Here is a 17,849-nt window from a genome sequence, read left to right as displayed (position 1 = left end):
GTTGTGTCAGGAGGTGATACACATGACACAAAACAGTAAAAGTAATCGTTTAGTTGTACCGGGAGCTCAAAATGCCATTGATCAAATGAAGTATGAAATTGCTAACGAATTTGGTGTTAATTTAGGTCCTGATACAACTGCTAGAGCGAATGGATCTGTTGGTGGTGAAATCACTAAAAGATTAGTTCAAATGGGACAAGAACAAATGTCTCGATCATCTTATAACCAATCTAAATAACAAATAAAAAAGACAATGCTAATGAGTATTGTCTTTTTTTGTAATCGCTATCATTTTCTATTGTTTTTGTGTCTTGAATTTTGTACAATAGAATTATGATGTTAGGAGGAGTATTATGGGAAAAGTAATGGCAGTCAATGCAGGAAGTTCATCTTTAAAATTTCAATTGTTTAATATGCCAAGCGAAGAAGTGATTACTTCTGGTTTAGTAGAAAGAATTGGACTAGAAAAAGGAAATTTTGTTATTAAGGTTAATGGTGAAAAAATAAAAAAAGAATTACCAATTCCTGATCATCAAGTGGCTGTAGAATTATTATTAAAGGCATTAGTTGATTATCATATTGTTGAAAATTTAAATGAAATAGATGCTGTTGGTCATCGAATTGTTCATGGAGGTGAATACTTTGATGATTCAGTTGTTGTTGATGAAGATGTTGTAAAAAAAGTGGAAGAATTAGCTGAGTTAGCACCGCTTCATAATCCAGCACATATCATTGGTTATAACGCATTTAAAGAGGCGTTACCGGATGTGGGACATGTCTTTGTTTTTGATACTGCATTTCATCAAACATTAGATAAAGAAAGATATTTATATCCTTTACCATTAGAATACTATACTGATTTAAAGGTACGTAAATACGGTGCTCATGGTACGAGTCATAAGTATTGTGCTCAACAAGTTATTCATATGCTAGGTGATCCTAAAGAATCAAGAATTATTATCTGCCATTTAGGAAATGGAGCAAGTATTTCAGCTGTTTTAGATGGCAAATGTATTGATACTTCAATGGGATTTACACCTTTAGCTGGATTGATGATGGGAACGCGTTGTGGGGATGTTGATCCATCTATTATGCCTTATCTATGTAAGAAGTTGAATAAAACACCAGATGAAGTTTTAGAAATTTATAATAAAAAATCAGGTATGTTAGGTGTTTCTGGTATTTCATCTGATTCGCGTGATATTGAAAATGCATTATTTAAAGAAGGGGATGAAAGAGCCTTATTAACTGGGTTGTTATATGCTCGCATTGTTTCTAAATATATTGGTCAATATTATGCTGAGTTAGGTGGCTGTGATGCGATTGTCTTTACAGCGGGTGTTGGTGAAAATGCTGCTTATTTAAGACGTATTATCATCGATAACGTGTCTCGTGCTTTTGGGGTATTCTTAGATGAAGAATTAAATAATACACGTAGTGATGAAAATCGTGTTATTTCGCATCAATACTCACAAATTAAAGTTATGGTTATTCCTACTAATGAAGAAGTTATGATAGCAAGAGATACAGTAAGATTATTGAATTTAGAATAATAAAAAAACAAAAAGATGAATGACGTGGCTTGATACTATTGTGATTCATCTTTTTTATTGTATAATTATTTATAATTAAATTCTTAAGCGAGGAAATTATTTTATGAAGTATAAAAAGGAATTAATCATCACTTTTTTTATAGCAATACTTATTTTGTTTTTAAAGTATATTAATGTATTTCAAATAGAAAATGGATTAGCAAAACCGTCAGTTCTTTTTTTGATGGTCGTTATTTTTAGTTTTTTTACGATAAAAATTCAAAGAAATATAGATATAAATTTTAAAACTCATCAACTTTACTATCAAAATTTAAATATTCTTAAATATATTTCATCAATTTTAATTATTATTCTTCACCTAAGACCATTTGCTCATTTCTCTAATGAATTGGATTTAGCTTTTAATAATATTGTTACGCGTATATGTGTACCTATTTTTTTTGTTATCACAGGCTACTTTGTCGCTAAAAAAGAAAAAGAGAATCCTTGTTATATTGATTTATATATAAAGAAAACAATTCCTTTATATTTATTTTGGAGTCTTATGTATGTGCCTGTTATGATTGCTTCGATTGTGCCATATTTATCCCAAATCAATGACTATTTAGGTGGTCCTCATATTTCTATGTTATGGTCAGTTGTTTTGATTGTGTTATTATTGCCCATTGTGGTCATTGTTGTTCTTTGTTATTCAGGGGTTTATTATCATTTGTGGTATTTTCCAGCAATTATTTTATCTTTGATAGTTTTAAAAAAATGGAAAAAGAAATTCAATATTCATAGTTTATTATTGATATCATTTTTGTTGTTGCTTTTTGGGGCAACGGAGACATATTATGGAGTATTACCGATATCAATTAAAGAAGTAGTATCTCATTATTATCATATCTTTTTTACTACACGAAACTTTTTATTTTTTGGTTTATTTTATGTTGTATTAGGGTACAAGATATCATTAAAAGAACATGCTTATTCAAATTATTGTTTTCTTAAATTAATTATTTCTTTTTTCTTTTTAATCTTTGAAGCAATATTATTACATGATACGAAAAGATTAGATAGTAATATTTTATTATCATGTATTCCTGTTACTTATTATTTATTCGTATGTACAATCTATATACAAAATAAATCTCATCTTTCATTTTCATTTGGACAATATTCAAAGTATTACTATTTAATTCATCCAATGGTTATTTTTGGCGTATCATTACAGTTTAAAAGAATTTATAATCAGCCTTTTTTATACATTATCATCGTATTATTGATTACACACATGATTTCAAAAATGATAATTGAATTAAAGAAACATGTTTTTTGGTAGGAATAAAAGAGATTTTAATGAGTTATTTATGATATAATCGCACTATAATAGTGTTGAATAATGTGAAAGGAAAATAAAAATGATTAAAGAAATAATTGAAAAAATAAAAGAATATCAAGAGATTGTTATTTATCGACATGTTAATCCTGATTATGATGCTTTTGGCAGTCAGTTTGGAATGTATGATTTGATTAAATCAAATTTTAATGATAAAAAAGTATATTTAGCTGGAGATTTTTCAAGTGATTTAGTAAGTAAATTTAGATTTGATGTTGATCAAAAATTACCTGATTTTAATCAGTCGGTTTTAGGAATTGTATTGGATACTGCAAATCATGAAAGAATTGATGGAGAAAGTTATCAACAATGTCAAGAACTTATCAAAATTGATCATCATATTGTTGTTGATCAATATGGAATTATTAATTTTGAAGATCCACAAGCCAGTTCATGTAGTCAATTAGTAGGCTTAATGTTGCAAGAACAATATCACTTAAATATAAGTAAACTAGGAGCACGTGCTATCTATATGGGAATAATTGGTGATACAAATCGTTTTATGTATAACAGTACAAGTGACGAAACATTTAATGTAGCATCATTATTAATGACTAAAGGGATTAATATTGAAGAAATTTATAATGCGATGTATTTAAAGAATGCAAAAGATATTGAAATTAATCGTTTTATTTATAATCATCAAGTTGTTGATGGTCGCATTTCTTATTATGTTTTAAAAGATGAAGATTTAAAAGAGTTAGATATTCCTCGTTCTAGGGGTTCTGATTTTGTTAATATTTTTTCGGGATACAAAGAATATTTAGTATGGATGGCCATTACTGAAAATGTAGAAGATCATAATTGGCGTGTGAGTATTCGTTCTCGAGGTGTTAAAATTAATGAAATTGCGAATAAGTATCATGGTGGGGGTCATGCTTTTGCTAGTGGAGCAACGTTGCAATCATTGGATGAATTACAAAGTTTAATTGTTGATTTAAAGGAGGCTATACATGAAACAGAAAATTTATGATTTCTTCCATTCTTTCAAAAATAATTCATTTCAATCAATAAAGCATCAGCCAAGTTCTAAAGCTTTACTTAAATCATGCTTAATAATGATAATTATTATTGGCATAAGTGAATATTTAATGTTAGTACCACTTAATCTAAAATCACCAGTATTTATTATTTATATAGTATGTAATTTAATGATATTTGGAACATTATATTCATTTTTACAAATGAAATTTAATAAAATATCTAAATATTGTTTTGTTTTGGCGGGGTTGTTTATAGTTTATCTAGGTGTTGGAACTTTTTATAGCCAACCATACTTTCATGCTAAAAGTTATCAAACACAATTAACACTTAATAAAAAAGCTGATTTTTACAAAGATAATAAAACCATTTCTTATCAATCAATTCCAGTTGTTGATCGTGAAAGTGCTATTAAATTAGGTGACCGTAAAATGGGTCAAATGGTGAACTATGTTTCACAATTTGATGTTGATGAATCATATGATCAAATTAATTATCAGAATAAACCCGTTAGAGTTACACCGTTAGAATACAGTGATTTAATTAAATGGTTTACAAATCGAAAAGAAGGTTTACCGGGATATATATCAGTTGATATGGTTTCTCAAGAATCTAAAGTTATTAAACTTAAAGAAGGTATGAAATATTCTAAGTCTGATCATTTTTCCCGTAAAATAGAAAGACATTTAAGAAAAAATTATCCTACAAAAATGTTTGATGAATTAGCATTTGAAATTGATGAGCAAGGTACACCATATTGGATTGCACCTGTATATGATTATCAGATTGGTCCTTTCGGTGGAAAAGATATTGTTGGCGCTGTTTTAGTTAATGCAGTTAATGGAAAACATCAATACTATAATATTGATAAGATACCAAACTGGGTCGATCGTGTTTATCCAGCTAAGTTGATTATTAATCAATTAGAAAACTATGGTAAATATGGTAAAGGATATCTTAATACTTTACTTTCTCAAAAGGGTGTATTACAACCAACGGATGGTTATAATTATTTGGCATTAAATGATGATGTTTATTTATATACAGGATTAACATCAGTTTCTAAAGATGCAAGTAATGTCGGATTTGCTTTGATTAATTTAAGAACTAAAGAAGGAAAATATTATAATATATCAGGAGCTGAAGAATACTCAGCAATGTCTTCGGCAGAAGGAAAAGTACAAAATCTACACTATGATGCTACTTTCCCAATTCTTATTAATGCGGGTGGAGAACCAACATACTTTTTATCTTTAAAAGATAGTTCTAACTTGGTTAAACAGTACGCATTTGTTAGTGTTAAAAACTATCAAATTGTAGCAACAGGAAGCACTGTTGCAGAAGCAGAAAAAGCATATTATGCAACACTTGGAGATAATGGCAAAACACATACAAAAACTAAGAAAGTCAAACTCACAGGGACAGTAAGTCAAATTACAGCAGCAGTAAAAGAAGGAAATAGTTATTATTATTTCAAATTAGAAGGTAGTGATACGGTTTATATTGCACCAATAAGTATTTCAGATCACTTGCCTCTATTACAAAGTGGACAACAAGTTACTATTCATTTTCTTGATACTTCTTCCTCATCACAAGTTGTAAGTGAAATCGAATATCAATAAGGCAGATGTTCATATCTGCCTTTTTTACGTTGAGGAGTTAGTATATTCATTTTAGATAAATTATGATATAATCTTATACATGAATCGAGGTGTAATTTATGAAACCAAAAGTCATAGTTGTAGATGATGAAAAAGATATTAGAGAGTTAATTAAATTTTATTTAAATAAAGAAGGATACGATGTCATTGAAGCCGGTGATGGTGAAGAAGCATTAAATCTTTTAGAATCAGAGTATATAGACTTAGCTATTATTGATGTCATGATGCCTAAAATGGATGGCTTTGAGTTAGTTGAAAATTTAAAAGAATTTAAAGATATTCCTTGTATTATGTTAACTGCAAAAGCAGAAAGTAAAGATAAATTGAGAGGATTTTCAGTAGGGGTTGATGATTACGTAGTAAAACCATTTGATCCTAATGAATTAATGGCACGTGTTCGAGCTATTATGAAACGATATGAAATTAATACCTCAAATGTAATTCGATTAGGTGAAGTTGCTTTTGATGGTGATAAATATGAAATACGTTATCATGATGAAATTATTCATTTGCCTTTAAAACAGTTTGAACTTGTTTTTGAACTTGCTAAACATCCAGATCAGATTTTTTCTCGTGAGCAATTAATCGAAAAAATATGGGGAATGGATTATGATGGTTTTGATCGTACTGTGGATGTTCATATCAAAAGAATTAGGGAAAATATTGGTCATTTACCGGGATTTAGTGTGGTTACAGTAAGAGGTCTAGGATATAAAATAGAGGTTGATCGATGAAATCGATTTATGCAAAACTTATTTTTGGCTTTTTAGTAACAATTATCTTTTCTTTTTCAGTAACAGGATATATAGCAGTAAGAAGCAATTACAGTCAAATAGAATCAAACGTACAAGAAGAATTAGAATCTACAGGTGATTTTGTATGTGGTTTAATTGAAAATGTTCCTGATGATAAGATTGATCATACATTACAAGAATATGCTTTATCTTCAGAAAATACGGTTGTTTGTTATTCAATGGATAATGGTTATCATGTTTATGGTAAAAAAAGTAATGCTGTTTCAAAAGAAAAAATAGCTGAATATTTTTTGAAAGATAATAACGATGAAAAGGTTTATGTTAATAAGCACAATATTCTTTCTTATGGTCATTTGAGACATATTAAAAATAAAGATTATTATATTTTTGTTCAAAAAGATATGAGCCGTGATAAAAATTCTTTTATTAGTTCTGCTGTTTTAATTTTAGGATGTATTTTCTTGTCAGGAAGTGTTGTTTTTCTGGCAGTGGCAGACATAATCGTTAAACCTATTACAAGACTTACAAAAGCTACAAAGGAATTATCAAAAGGTAATTATAATGTAAGAGTAGATTGTGTTGGAACAGACGAGTTATCTCGTTTGAATCAAGGGTTTAATCAGATGGCACAACAACTTGCCAAGCAAGATGAAACAAGGCAAAAGTTTATTTCAGATGTTTCTCATGAGTTTCAAACACCCCTTACCTCGATACAAGGGTTCGCTAATATTTTAAAAGAGGAAGATTTGCCAAAAGAACAAAGAGAAAAATATTTAGATATTATATTATTTAATAGTAAACGACTTTCAACATTAGCTAAAAATATGCTACAATTGACACTGCTTGATAGAGAAGAAATTACTTTAGAAATGACTACATTTTCACTAGTAGATCAAATAAATCGTGTTATTTCTTTACAAGAGTCTCAAGCAAACCAAAAAGATATTGAGATAGTATTTGAAAAACCTAAAAAAGATATATTTATTGTAGGTGATGAACAAAGATTAGAGCAGGTATGGACTAATATATTGTCAAATGCAATCAAATATACAAATCAAAATGGTTTAATTACAATTATGATTAAAAAGACATCTAAAGAAGTTGAACTTACTTTTGAAGATACAGGTATTGGTATGAGTAAAGAAGTTATTTCTCATATTTTTGAAAGATTTTATCGCGAAGATAAGGCACGCAGTGTTGATGGTAATGGACTAGGCTTAGCGATAGTTAAATCTATTGTAGATTTACATCATGGTCAAATTGATGTTCTATCAACGGTCGATGTTGGAACAACTTTTATTGTAAAATTACCAATAGAAAAAGAATCTTTAAAAGAAAGATTATCATTTAATAAATCTTAAAAGAAAGGTTAAAATATGTATTTAAAAAGAATAGAATTGCATGGCTTTAAGTCGTTTGCAGATAAAGTCAATGTTGAGTTTCAACCTGGTATTACAGGAATTGTAGGACCTAATGGTTGTGGAAAATCAAATATTTCTGATGCAGTACGTTGGGTCTTAGGTGAGCAATCTGTAAAATCTTTACGTGGAAGCAATATGGCTGACGTCATTTTTGCTGGTTCAGAAGATCGTCGTGCGCAAAATGTTGCTGAGGTTACACTGGTTTTTGATAATACTGATCGTACTATGAAGTATGATTATAATGAAGTTGAAATTACAAGACGATTATATCGTCAAGGAAATGAAGCTGAATACTATATCAATAAGCAGCAATGTCGTTTAAAAGATATTACTGAACTTATTATGGATACAGGATTAGGACGTGATTCTTTATCTATCATTTCTCAGGGCAATATTTCTCATTTTGCAGATAACAAGCCAGAAGATCGTCGTGCTATTTTTGAAGAAGCGGCGGGTGTATCTAAGTACAAAAAGAGAAAACTAGAGTCAATTAGAAAATTAGAGAGAACACAAGATAACTTAGAAAGAATTGCGGATATTGTTTATGAATTAGAAAAGCAAGTGAATCCTTTAAAAAGGCAAAAGGAAAAAGCTGAAAAATATTTAGATTTAAAAGAAAAACTTAAATCAGTTGAAGTGAATGTTTTAGTTAAAGAAATACATGATACAAAAATTGTACTTGATGAATTAAGTGGTATTATTAAAGAACTTAATGAAAAACAAGCATCTTTAGATGCTGATATTTTATTAAAACAAAATGCTAATGATGAAATAAAAAAAGAAATGTATAATTTAGATCGTCACATTGATCAATTACAAGAACAAGTTTATACAGCGATGTCTGATGTGTCACGATTAGAAATGGCAAAAGTTGAAATTGATCAAAAGCGTAAATATGTTTTAGAAAATACAAATAATGAAGATATTGCACTAAAATTAAGTCATTTAAAAGAAATGATATCAGAAGCTATTGAAGAGTATAACGATCGTATTGATCGTTTCCAACAAACAGAAAAAGATTTGAATCAAATGCGAAATGATCAAGATGAAATGCAACGGACAATGTCATCTTTAAAAGATGAGATTACACGTTTAACTTCTTCAATTCAAAGAGATAAATCAAGAAAAGATATTTTACAAGAACAAATAGAAAGTCGATCTAATTATCATGCCGGAGTAAAAGCAATTATGGATTTAGCTCATTCTAATCCTGGAATTGTAGGTGTTTTTGGTGATTTATTAGAATATGATGAAAAGTATGATCTTGCTATTAGTGTGGCTCTTGGAGGAGCTATGCAGTTTGTGGTTACTCAAGATGATATTCAAGCACGTAAAGCTATTAAATTTTTACGTGATAATCGTGCTGGACGAGCTACTTTTTTACCAGTTTCAATCATGGAACCACGAACTTTACGTCAAGAACATCATCTGATTTGCCAAAATAGTGACGGATATCTCGGTGTTTTAAGTGATTATGTTACAAGTGAAAAGCAAATCGATAATGTTATTTTAAATCAACTTGGAAATGTTATTCTTGCTGATACTTTACAGCATGCAAGTGCTATATCTAAAGCCACTTTTACACGTTATAAAGTGGTAACATTAGATGGCGATATTATCAATGTTGGTGGTTCATTAACAGGTGGTTCGCTCAATCGAAAAAATCATTCTACTATGGCACAAAAAAGAGAACTTGAACAATTAACTGTTGATATTAAAAATGAAGAGATGAACATGATTGAAAAAAGGGATTTATTACATAAACTAGAAAATAAATCACGAGATATTTCTCAATCTTTATTACAAAAACAAATGTCTTATGCAAAATTGGAAGTTGTGATTCAAAATAAAAAAGAAGAAATCACTCTTGCTAAAGGAGAATATGAGACATTATCTCAACAAAAGACAGAATTTGAAGATTTTTCTTCTGGAAAAACCAATAATAATTTAATTAACGAATTGAATAATGCGGTTAAGAAAAAAGAAGATCTTGATGAACAGTTACGTTCTTCAAGAGCAATTCGAATGAACTATACAAATCAAAATGAACAGTTAGATGTTGAATTAAGAGATTTAAGAAAAGGAAAAGACGGCATTCAAGCAAAATTAAATGAAAAAGCAATTCTTGCAGCAACTAAAGAAAGAGATTTAAATAATTATTTAAATCGTTTAAATGAAGATTATTCAATGACATATGAATTTGCTTTAGAAACTTATCATGAAGAAATAGATATTGAAAATGCAAAATATCAAGTTGCCACATTAAGAAATGAAATTCATGCTTTAGGACATGTTAATGTAGATGCGATTGAAGAATATAAAGAAGTATCTTCACGTTATGAATCAATGAATACACAACGACTTGATTTGATTGCTGCTCAAGATAAGATTCTTAAGGCCATTAATGAAATGGATGAAATTATGATTGAACGTTTTTCGACAACATTTGAAAAAATCAATTATGAATTTAATCATGTGTTTAGATCATTATTCGGTGGTGGTCATGCTGAAATTAAATATACTGATCCTGATAATATTTTAGAAACAGGAATAGATATAGATGTCCAACCTCCGGGAAAAGCAGTACAAAATATTACTTTGTTTTCTGGAGGAGAAAAAGCGTTAATTGCAATTTCATGTTTATTTGCGATACTTCGTGTTAAACCAGTACCAATGTGTATTTTAGATGAAGTAGAAGCAGCGTTGGATATTGCCAATGTGGAAAGATTTGCTAAATATTTAAGAGAATTTTCTACGCAAACACAATTCATTGTTGTTACTCATCGTGAAGGAACAATGGAAGAATGCGATCTTTTGTATGGGGCAACAATGCAACAAAAAGGGGTCACTAAGTTGGTAAGTGTTAAACTTGAAGAAGCAATAGGCCTTTCTGATAATCAGGCATAAAGGAGGATAGAAAATGGGATTTTTTAAGCAAGTTAAAGAAAAATTAGTTGGTAAATCAGCAAAACAAAATGAAAAATATGTGGCCGGATTAGATAAATCGAATACAACTTTGTCTGATCGTATCAATGAACTAGCAGCTCGTTTTAGAGAAATTAATGATGAGTATTTTGAAGAATTAGAAAATATTTTAATTATGGCTGATGTTGGCGTTTCAATGGTCATCAAAATTGTCGGTGAAATTAAAACGGAAGTGAGATTACAAAATATTACTGATCCTCGTTTAATTAATGATATTATTGTTGATAAAATGTTTGTGATTTATGCAAACGAAAGCGTCATGTCTACTAAGATTAATTACGCTAGTGAAGGACTTACTGTTATTTTGATGGTTGGTGTTAATGGCGCTGGTAAAACAACAACAATCGGAAAACTAGCACATCGTATTAGCCAAGAAGGAAAAAAAGTTATTGTGGCTGCGGGAGATACATTCCGTGCGGGTGCAATCGATCAACTTGATGTATGGGCAAAACGCGTTGGTGTAGATATTGTTAAAGGTAAAGAGGGTGGTGATCCTTCAGCAGTTGTTTTTGATGCTTTAAAACAAGCACAAGAATCACAGGCAGATGTTTTGATTTGTGACACTGCTGGTCGCCTTCAAAATAAAGTGAATTTAATGAACGAATTAGAAAAGATGAATCGTATTATTAAAAGAGTTGTTCCTGATGGTCCACAGGAAACATTATTAGTAGTTGATGCAACAACAGGACAAAATGGTATTTCGCAAGCTGTCGAGTTTTCAAAAATCACTGATATTACAGGAATTGTTTTGACTAAGATGGATGGAACAGCCAAAGGTGGAATTGTTTTATCTATTAAAGATCAATTAAATATACCCGTTAAATTTGTAGGCTTGGGAGAACAGGTTGATGATTTACAAGAATTTGATCTTGAACAATATATTTATGGTTTATGTAAGAATTTGGTTGAGGGTCAATAATGGAAGATTTATTAGAGAAAAAGCAACATATTAATTTATTGATGGATTGTTATGAAAATTTGTTAACGGATAAGCAAAGAGAGTATTTACATCTTTATTATGATGATGATTTATCCTTATCTGAAATTGCATTAATGAAAGATGTAAGTCGAAATGCAATTTATGACAATATTAAAAAAGCAATTCACTCTTTAGAAAAATATGAAGAAAAATTACAATTATTAAAAAAACATCAGGAAAGATTGAAATTAATTAACCAATTAGAAGAAGAAATTCAGTCGGATCATCAAAATATTGAGGATCATTTAAAGATGTTAAGAGAAATATAGGAGGATTATATGGCATTTGATTCATTATCTGAAAGATTGCAAAGTACTTTAAAGAAAGTATCTGGGCAAGGTCAGTTAACAGAAAAAAACATTGAAGAAATGCTAACTGAAATTAGGTTAGCCTTATTGGAAGCAGACGTAAATTATCAAGTTGTTAAAGACTTTATCGCAACGACAAAAGAGAAAGCGATAGGTGCTGATGTAGTAGGTTCATTAAAACCAGGACAAGTTTTAGTAAAAATCGTTCATGATGAATTAGTTGAATTACTAGGTGGTAGTGTTAGTGAGGTTTCTTTTGATACATCACCAACAGTAATCATGATGGTAGGTTTACAAGGTTCTGGTAAAACAACTACTTCAGGGAAGATTGCTAAATTAATTACAAAAAAATATGGGAAAAAACCATTACTTGTTGCAGCTGATATTTATCGTCCTGCTGCAGTTGATCAGTTAGTTATATTAGGAGAACAATTAGAAGTACCTGTTTATGAAAAAGGAACAAGTCAAAGTGCAGAGTCGATTGTTGAAGAAGCGATGGCTTATGCAAAAGAAAATCATCATGATGTTATTATTATTGATACAGCTGGACGTTTACACATTGATGAACCATTAATGCAAGAACTAGCAAATATCAAATCGATTGCGAATCCTGATGAAATCTTATTGGTTGTCGATTCCTTAACTGGACAAGATATTGTTAATGTAGCACAATCATTTAATGATAAATTAGCTATTACTGGTGCAGTGCTTACGAAATTAGATGGGGACTCACGTGGTGGTGGTGCCTTATCAATTCGTCACATTACAAATGTACCTATAAAATTTATTGGTACTGGTGAAAAATTAGATGCTATTGATTTATTCTATCCAGATCGTATGGCTGATCGTATTTTAGGAATGGGAGATGTTGTTTCTTTAGTTGAAAAAGTACAAGATGTTTATGATGAAAAAGAAACAATGAAAGCATTTAATCGTATGCAATCAGGACAATTCGGTTTAGATGATATGTTGGCACAAATGCAACAGTTAAGAAAGTTGGGACCATTATCAGGAATTTTAAAAATGATTCCTGGAATGCCTAAAATGCCAAATATTAATGATGAGGACTCAGAAAAGAGATTAAAAGAAACTGAATCTATTATTTTCTCAATGACAAAAGAGGAAAGAAGAGACCCAAGTATTATTTCTTTATCTAGAAAACAAAGAATTGCTGCTGGATGTGGTAAAGATTTACAAGCAGTAAATCGTTTATTAAAGCAATTTGATCAATCTAAACAAATGATGAAAAAAATGTCAGGTTTAGATCCTAATACAGGAATGCCTATGCCTGGACGTGGTGGTAATCATTTTGTAGGAAATGCAAATCGTAAAAAAGTCCGTCATAAAAAAAGAAAGAAAAAATAAAGGTGTTAAGTAAAAATACTTGACACCTTTTCTTTAGTATGTTAAATTAACCATGTTAATTAGAAATTATAGGAGGAAATATAAATGGCAGTTAAATTAAGAATGATTAGATTGGGAGCTAAAAAAGCACCTTTCTATAGAATCGTAGCAGCTGATTCAAGAGCACCAAGAGATGGTAGATTTATCGAATTATTAGGAACATATGATCCTACTAAAAACCCAGCTCAAGTTACTTTAAAAGAAGAAAACATTTTAAAATGGTTAAACACTGGAGCTCAACCATCTGATACTGTTAGAAACTTATTATCTAAAGAAGGTATCATGAAAAAATTTGCTGAATCTAAATCAGGAAAATAATTATGGATTACGCAAAAATATTAAAAGATATTGCAATTGAATTGGTAGAAGACAAAGAACATCTAGAAGTTCGACAAATGCCTTCATTAGATGAAAACGTTGTGGTTTTACATGTATTCTCTGCAAAGAGTGACATTGCAAAACTTATTGGACGTAAAGGTGTTATGGCAAATTCGATGCGTCAGTTCATGTCTGTTGCAGGACGTTTATCTGATAAAAAATTAGATATTAAGTTCGAATCTTATGAATAGATGTGCTTGGCACATCTATTTTTTTGGAGGAATGAGAATGTTAAAGATAGGTAAAATTTTAGGAACACACGGATTAAAAGGTGAATTAAAAATTAGATCATATAGTGATTTTTCTGATCAACGATTTGTTGTAGGGAATGTTATTTATATTGATCAAAACCCTTTCGTTATTCAAACAGTAAGAATGCATAAAGGAAACTATTTAGTGAGCTTTAAAGATATGCAAGATATCAATTTGGTTGAAAAATATATAGGATTATTTGTATATGGTTCAAAAGATGATATCGAATTAGATGAAGGTGAGTATTTCTATGAGGATTTAATTGGATGCGATGTTTACAATTATCAAAATTATCTTGGAAAAGTTATTGAAATATCTAATAATGGGGCTCATGATATTTTAGTTATAAAAACAAATGAGAAAAAAGTGTCTATTCCTTATGTTGATGCATTTATTAAAAATGAGGACATTGATAATCAACGTATTGATGTTGAGTTAATTAAGGGGTTTGTTGATGAAGATTGATATACTCACACTTTTTCCTGAAATGTTTACTGGATTTTTAAATACATCAATTATCAAAAGAGCAATTGATAAGAGCCTTGTTGAAATTAACCTTCATAATTTTAGAGAGTTTACACTTGATAAACATAAACATGTTGATGATTATCCCTATGGCGGAGGACAAGGGATGGTGTTAATGTGTCAGCCAATTGTTGATTGTTTAAAAACAACTGTTGATGATGATAGCTTTGTTATTTTAATGTCGCCTCAAGGTACGACTTTAAATCATGGTGTAGCCCAAAAATTATCGACATTTAAACATCTTGTTATTATTTGTGGTCATTATGAAGGTTTCGATGAAAGAGTAAGAGATTATGTGGATTTAGAGTTATCAATAGGTGATTATGTTTTAACGGGTGGTGAATTATCGAGTATGGTAGTGAGTGATGCTATTATTCGTTTACTTGATGGTGCTATTCGTCAAGAAAGTCACGATGATGATTCTTTTGCTGCTGGCTTATTAGAATATCCACAATATACGCGTCCTTTTAGTTATGATGGTAATGATGTTCCAGAAGTGTTGCTTTCTGGTCATCACGAAAATATCCGTAAGTGGCGTAAATATCAATCATTAAAGAAAACATATATTAAAAGACCAGATTTGCTAGAAAATTATGAATTTAATGAAGAAGAATTAAAAATGTTGGCAGAAATAGAAGAAAAACATTGATTTATTATTTAATAATGGTATAATATACAAGTCGCAAGACTGCAAATGTTCCGCTGGTTAATCGAATGAACATCTAAGACTATTAATGAAGAAAGAGGAGAATGAAGATGAATTTACAATTAGTTGAAGAAATTACAAAAAAACAATTAAAATCTGATATCCCTAATTTCAAAGCTGGAGATACTTTAAAAGTATATGTAAAAATTAAAGAAGGTAATAAATACCGTATTCAGTTATTTGAAGGGGTTTGTATCGCTAAGAAAGGTCAAGGAATTGCTGAAACTTTTACAGTTAGAAAAATTTCTTACCAAGTTGGTGTAGAAAGAACTTTCCCAGTTCATTCACCAATTATCGATCGTATCGAAGTTGTTAAAGTTGGTAAAGTACGCAGAGCAAAATTACATTACTTACGTGGTTTATCTGGAAAAGCTGCAAGAATTAAAGAAATTAGAAAATAAGAAATGGGAAACCATTTCTTTTTTTCTTTCTTTGACAAATAAAAAAGAGTATAATCTTATTACATGAATAAGAGGAAATAATATGAAGAAAATATCGCAGTGGATTAAAATAATTATTGAACTATTAGCAATGGTTTTAGCTATGGTTGTAACTTTTCAATATTTGTTGTTGCCAATTAAAGTAGAAGGAAGTTCAATGTATCCCACATTGAGTGATCAAGATATTGCTTTAGTATCAATGGTTAATTTAAACAAAAAAAACATTAAGCGTTTTGATGTTGTTGTTTTAAATTGTGAAGTATTGGATAAAAAGATTATCAAAAGAGTAATAGGTTTACCGGGTGAAACAATTGTTTATAAAAACGATAAACTTTATATTAATGGTGAGTTTTATGAAGAAAATTACTTGAATAAAAAGTATGTTGAACAAGCCAAAAAAGAAAGTCATGCCGAACAGTTTACAAACGATTTTTCAATTACTTTGAAAGATAATGAATTTTTTGTCTTAGGTGATAATCGTTTGCATTCAGCTGATTCAAGAACTTTAGGTACTTTTCATTTTAAAGATATTTTAGGAAAAAGAGGATTAGTTTTATATCCTTTTAATCATATGAAATGGATGGATTAAAGATGGCACAAATACAATGGTTTCCTGGTCATATGGCTAAGGCAAAAAGAGAAATAAATGATAAAATAAAATTAATTGATATTGTTATTGAACTTGTGGATGCAAGGGCTCCTTACGCATCAAAAAATCCTATGTTCGATGGAATTATCAACCAAAAACCCCGTTTGATAGTAATGACAAAGAAAGATCTTGCTGACCCTTTGATGAGTCAACAATGGTTGAATTTTTATCAAGCAAAGGGCTATTATGCAATGCTTGTTAATTTAAAAAACTTTAATGAATATCAACAAATCATTTCTATGTGTAAAGATATTTTAAAAGAAAAAATGGAGCGCGAACGCAAAAAAGGTTTAAAACCAAGAGCAATGAGAGCAATGGTTTTAGGTATTCCTAATGTTGGTAAATCTACATTTATTAACCGTTTAGCTAAAAGAAAAGCAACAGTGACGGGTAATAAGCCAGGGGTAACTAAAGCACAACAAATTATTAAGGTTGATAAAGATTTTGAATTATTTGATACACCAGGAGTACTATGGCCAAAATTTGAAAGTGAAGAAGTAGCAAGAAATATCGCATTAATTGGATCAATTAAGCAACAAATTTTACCTTTAGATGATTTGTTTATTTATGCTGTAAAATATATTGTTAATCATTATCCTGGAGCTTTTGAAGACCGTTATCAAATTGAAATTGATTTAGATGGGGATTGGGTTGAAAAGTGTTTTGATGATATTGCTAATAATCGTAAAATCAAACCAATACGAGGACAAACGGATTATGATCGTGTGATTGAATTGGTTTTTAAAGATATTTTCGACGGTGCAGTCGCTCGTATCACTTGGGAGACGCCACATGATTGATCATTTGAAATTTGAAAACGAGTACTATCAACAGGGTTATCAGTATATTATCGGTCTTGACGAAGCGGGAAGAGGTCCTATGGCTGGTGAATTAGTTGTTGCTGGTGTTATTTTTCCAAAAGGTTATTATGATGAAAGGATTAACGATTCAAAGCAACTGAGTGAAAAGAAACGATCTTTGCTTTATGATGAAATTATTAAAAATGCACTTGCTTATCATATTGAAATCATTTCTGTTGAAGATGTGGATGAATTGAATGTTTATCGTGCCAGTCAACTGGGAATGGAAAAATGCGTAGAAGCATTAAAACGTGATGGGCTCTTTGCTTTAACTGATGCTATGCCACTACACGATATTGAACATCTAGCAATTATTAAGGGAGATGCTCTTTCAATGTCAATTGGAGCAGCTAGTATTTTAGCCAAAGTAACGCGAGATCGTTTAATGATAGCACATAGTAAAACTTATCCTCAATATGGTTTTGAAAAGCATAAAGGATATGTAACTAAATACCACAAAGAAGCATTAGCTCAATACGGACCATGTCCTATTCATCGTAAAAGTTTTAAGCCAGTACAAGCGGTATTACAAAAACAATTATCTTTAGACGTATAAAGGGGTAACCAAATAATTTAGGGGGAAAGCCAAATTATTTAGGGGACAACTTTAG

General features: G+C 30.1%; 19 protein-coding genes. All 19 read left to right on the top strand.

Translation table 11 applies throughout. The features are described 5' to 3' along the window. The first annotated feature begins 22 nt into the window (after nt 1-22). The 19 genes from DW911_RS06465 to DW911_RS06375 all read left to right on the top strand — a co-directional run bounded on the left by DW911_RS06465 (nt 23) and on the right by DW911_RS06375 (nt 17,794). Nucleotides 23-238 (top strand): alpha/beta-type small acid-soluble spore protein, encoded by a 216-nt coding sequence (locus DW911_RS06465; protein ID WP_118431723.1) that lies wholly within the window; start codon nt 23-25, stop codon nt 236-238. Between the two features lie 115 nt (nt 239-353). Continuing rightward, nucleotides 354-1,553 (top strand): acetate/propionate family kinase, encoded by a 1,200-nt coding sequence (locus DW911_RS06460; protein WP_118431721.1) that lies wholly within the window; start codon nt 354-356, stop codon nt 1,551-1,553. Nucleotides 1,554-1,656: 103 nt separating this feature from the next. Next, nucleotides 1,657-2,877, top strand: a complete 1,221-nt coding sequence (locus DW911_RS06455) for an acyltransferase family protein (RefSeq protein WP_118431719.1) — start codon at nt 1,657-1,659, stop codon at nt 2,875-2,877. Between the two features lie 79 nt (nt 2,878-2,956). Continuing rightward, nucleotides 2,957-3,907, top strand: a complete 951-nt coding sequence (locus DW911_RS06450; RefSeq protein WP_118431717.1) for a DHH family phosphoesterase — start codon at nt 2,957-2,959, stop codon at nt 3,905-3,907. Then, a complete protein-coding gene (locus tag DW911_RS06445; RefSeq protein WP_233541819.1) occupies nt 3,888-5,537 on the top strand; it encodes a CvpA family protein in 1,650 nt (549 codons plus the stop codon). The genes DW911_RS06450 and DW911_RS06445 overlap by 20 nt, the downstream gene beginning before the upstream one ends. A 98-nt stretch (nt 5,538-5,635) precedes the next feature. Beyond that, the gene (locus DW911_RS06440) at nt 5,636-6,310 is read left to right on the top strand and encodes a response regulator transcription factor (RefSeq protein ID WP_118431715.1); all 675 of its coding nucleotides are present in this window, start codon (nt 5,636-5,638) and stop codon (nt 6,308-6,310) included. After that, nucleotides 6,307-7,692: a sensor histidine kinase gene (locus tag DW911_RS06435; RefSeq protein ID WP_118431713.1), complete on the top strand. Its 1,386-nt coding sequence runs from the start codon at nt 6,307-6,309 to the stop codon at nt 7,690-7,692. Before DW911_RS06440 ends, DW911_RS06435 begins: the two co-directional genes overlap by 4 nt. A gap of 15 nt (nt 7,693-7,707) precedes the next feature. After that, nucleotides 7,708-10,659, top strand: a complete 2,952-nt coding sequence (locus DW911_RS06430; protein WP_118607617.1) for a chromosome segregation protein SMC — start codon at nt 7,708-7,710, stop codon at nt 10,657-10,659. 13 nt (nt 10,660-10,672) lie between these two features. Further along, complete coding sequence (ftsY, locus tag DW911_RS06425; RefSeq protein WP_118431709.1) at nt 10,673-11,656, top strand: signal recognition particle-docking protein FtsY; 984 nt, start codon at nt 10,673-10,675, stop codon at nt 11,654-11,656. Continuing rightward, complete coding sequence (gene ylxM, locus DW911_RS06420; protein ID WP_118431707.1) at nt 11,656-11,985, top strand: YlxM family DNA-binding protein; 330 nt, start codon at nt 11,656-11,658, stop codon at nt 11,983-11,985. The genes ftsY and ylxM overlap by 1 nt, the downstream gene beginning before the upstream one ends. Nucleotides 11,986-11,994: 9 nt before the next feature. Further along, nucleotides 11,995-13,389 (top strand): signal recognition particle protein, encoded by a 1,395-nt coding sequence (gene ffh / locus DW911_RS06415; RefSeq protein WP_118431705.1) that lies wholly within the window; start codon nt 11,995-11,997, stop codon nt 13,387-13,389. A gap of 84 nt (nt 13,390-13,473) precedes the next feature. Beyond that, entirely contained in the window at nt 13,474-13,746 is a 273-nt protein-coding gene (gene rpsP, locus DW911_RS06410) for a 30S ribosomal protein S16 (protein WP_118607616.1), read from the top strand. A gap of 2 nt (nt 13,747-13,748) precedes the next feature. After that, nucleotides 13,749-13,997: a KH domain-containing protein gene (locus tag DW911_RS06405; RefSeq protein WP_118431701.1), complete on the top strand. Its 249-nt coding sequence runs from the start codon at nt 13,749-13,751 to the stop codon at nt 13,995-13,997. A 37-nt stretch (nt 13,998-14,034) separates the two neighbouring features. Continuing rightward, complete coding sequence (gene rimM, locus DW911_RS06400) at nt 14,035-14,523, top strand: ribosome maturation factor RimM (RefSeq protein ID WP_233541818.1); 489 nt, start codon at nt 14,035-14,037, stop codon at nt 14,521-14,523. Further along, nucleotides 14,513-15,232, top strand: coding sequence for a tRNA (guanosine(37)-N1)-methyltransferase TrmD (gene trmD / locus DW911_RS06395; RefSeq protein WP_118431697.1), 720 nt, complete (start codon nt 14,513-14,515; stop codon nt 15,230-15,232). Before rimM ends, trmD begins: the two co-directional genes overlap by 11 nt. A 107-nt stretch (nt 15,233-15,339) precedes the next feature. Continuing rightward, complete coding sequence (rplS, locus tag DW911_RS06390; protein ID WP_118431695.1) at nt 15,340-15,690, top strand: 50S ribosomal protein L19; 351 nt, start codon at nt 15,340-15,342, stop codon at nt 15,688-15,690. Nucleotides 15,691-15,772: 82 nt separating this feature from the next. Next, entirely contained in the window at nt 15,773-16,318 is a 546-nt protein-coding gene (gene lepB / locus DW911_RS06385; protein WP_118431693.1) for a signal peptidase I, read from the top strand. Between the two features lie 2 nt (nt 16,319-16,320). Then, complete coding sequence (gene ylqF, locus DW911_RS06380; RefSeq protein WP_233541817.1) at nt 16,321-17,178, top strand: ribosome biogenesis GTPase YlqF; 858 nt, start codon at nt 16,321-16,323, stop codon at nt 17,176-17,178. Next, complete coding sequence (locus DW911_RS06375; protein WP_118607615.1) at nt 17,171-17,794, top strand: ribonuclease HII; 624 nt, start codon at nt 17,171-17,173, stop codon at nt 17,792-17,794. The genes ylqF and DW911_RS06375 overlap by 8 nt, the downstream gene beginning before the upstream one ends. Nucleotides 17,795-17,849: the final 55 nt, after the last annotated feature.

The organism is Erysipelatoclostridium sp. AM42-17 (genome assembly GCF_003480255.1).
Classification (GTDB): domain Bacteria; phylum Bacillota_I; class Bacilli_A; order Erysipelotrichales; family Coprobacillaceae; genus Faecalibacillus.
The sequence above is the reverse complement of the archived record's forward strand: the minus strand, read 5'-3'. Positions and strand labels throughout refer to the sequence as shown.

What these genes read in the sequence shown, in the direction of transcription:
- DW911_RS06465 (WP_118431723.1), top strand. Translation starts at nt 23, where the DNA reads ATGACACAAAACAGTAAAAGTAATCGTTTAGTTGTACCGGGAGCTCAA.
- DW911_RS06460 (WP_118431721.1), top strand. Translation starts at nt 354, where the DNA reads ATGGGAAAAGTAATGGCAGTCAATGCAGGAAGTTCATCTTTAAAATTT.
- DW911_RS06455 (WP_118431719.1), top strand. Translation starts at nt 1,657, where the DNA reads ATGAAGTATAAAAAGGAATTAATCATCACTTTTTTTATAGCAATACTT.
- DW911_RS06450 (WP_118431717.1), top strand. Translation starts at nt 2,957, where the DNA reads ATGATTAAAGAAATAATTGAAAAAATAAAAGAATATCAAGAGATTGTT.
- DW911_RS06445 (WP_233541819.1), top strand. Translation starts at nt 3,888, where the DNA reads ATGAAACAGAAAATTTATGATTTCTTCCATTCTTTCAAAAATAATTCA.
- DW911_RS06440 (WP_118431715.1), top strand. Translation starts at nt 5,636, where the DNA reads ATGAAACCAAAAGTCATAGTTGTAGATGATGAAAAAGATATTAGAGAG.
- DW911_RS06435 (WP_118431713.1), top strand. Translation starts at nt 6,307, where the DNA reads ATGAAATCGATTTATGCAAAACTTATTTTTGGCTTTTTAGTAACAATT.
- DW911_RS06430 (WP_118607617.1), top strand. Translation starts at nt 7,708, where the DNA reads ATGTATTTAAAAAGAATAGAATTGCATGGCTTTAAGTCGTTTGCAGAT.
- ftsY (WP_118431709.1), top strand. Translation starts at nt 10,673, where the DNA reads ATGGGATTTTTTAAGCAAGTTAAAGAAAAATTAGTTGGTAAATCAGCA.
- ylxM (WP_118431707.1), top strand. Translation starts at nt 11,656, where the DNA reads ATGGAAGATTTATTAGAGAAAAAGCAACATATTAATTTATTGATGGAT.
- ffh (WP_118431705.1), top strand. Translation starts at nt 11,995, where the DNA reads ATGGCATTTGATTCATTATCTGAAAGATTGCAAAGTACTTTAAAGAAA.
- rpsP (WP_118607616.1), top strand. Translation starts at nt 13,474, where the DNA reads ATGGCAGTTAAATTAAGAATGATTAGATTGGGAGCTAAAAAAGCACCT.
- DW911_RS06405 (WP_118431701.1), top strand. Translation starts at nt 13,749, where the DNA reads ATGGATTACGCAAAAATATTAAAAGATATTGCAATTGAATTGGTAGAA.
- rimM (WP_233541818.1), top strand. Translation starts at nt 14,035, where the DNA reads ATGTTAAAGATAGGTAAAATTTTAGGAACACACGGATTAAAAGGTGAA.
- trmD (WP_118431697.1), top strand. Translation starts at nt 14,513, where the DNA reads ATGAAGATTGATATACTCACACTTTTTCCTGAAATGTTTACTGGATTT.
- rplS (WP_118431695.1), top strand. Translation starts at nt 15,340, where the DNA reads ATGAATTTACAATTAGTTGAAGAAATTACAAAAAAACAATTAAAATCT.
- lepB (WP_118431693.1), top strand. Translation starts at nt 15,773, where the DNA reads ATGAAGAAAATATCGCAGTGGATTAAAATAATTATTGAACTATTAGCA.
- ylqF (WP_233541817.1), top strand. Translation starts at nt 16,321, where the DNA reads ATGGCACAAATACAATGGTTTCCTGGTCATATGGCTAAGGCAAAAAGA.
- DW911_RS06375 (WP_118607615.1), top strand. Translation starts at nt 17,171, where the DNA reads ATGATTGATCATTTGAAATTTGAAAACGAGTACTATCAACAGGGTTAT.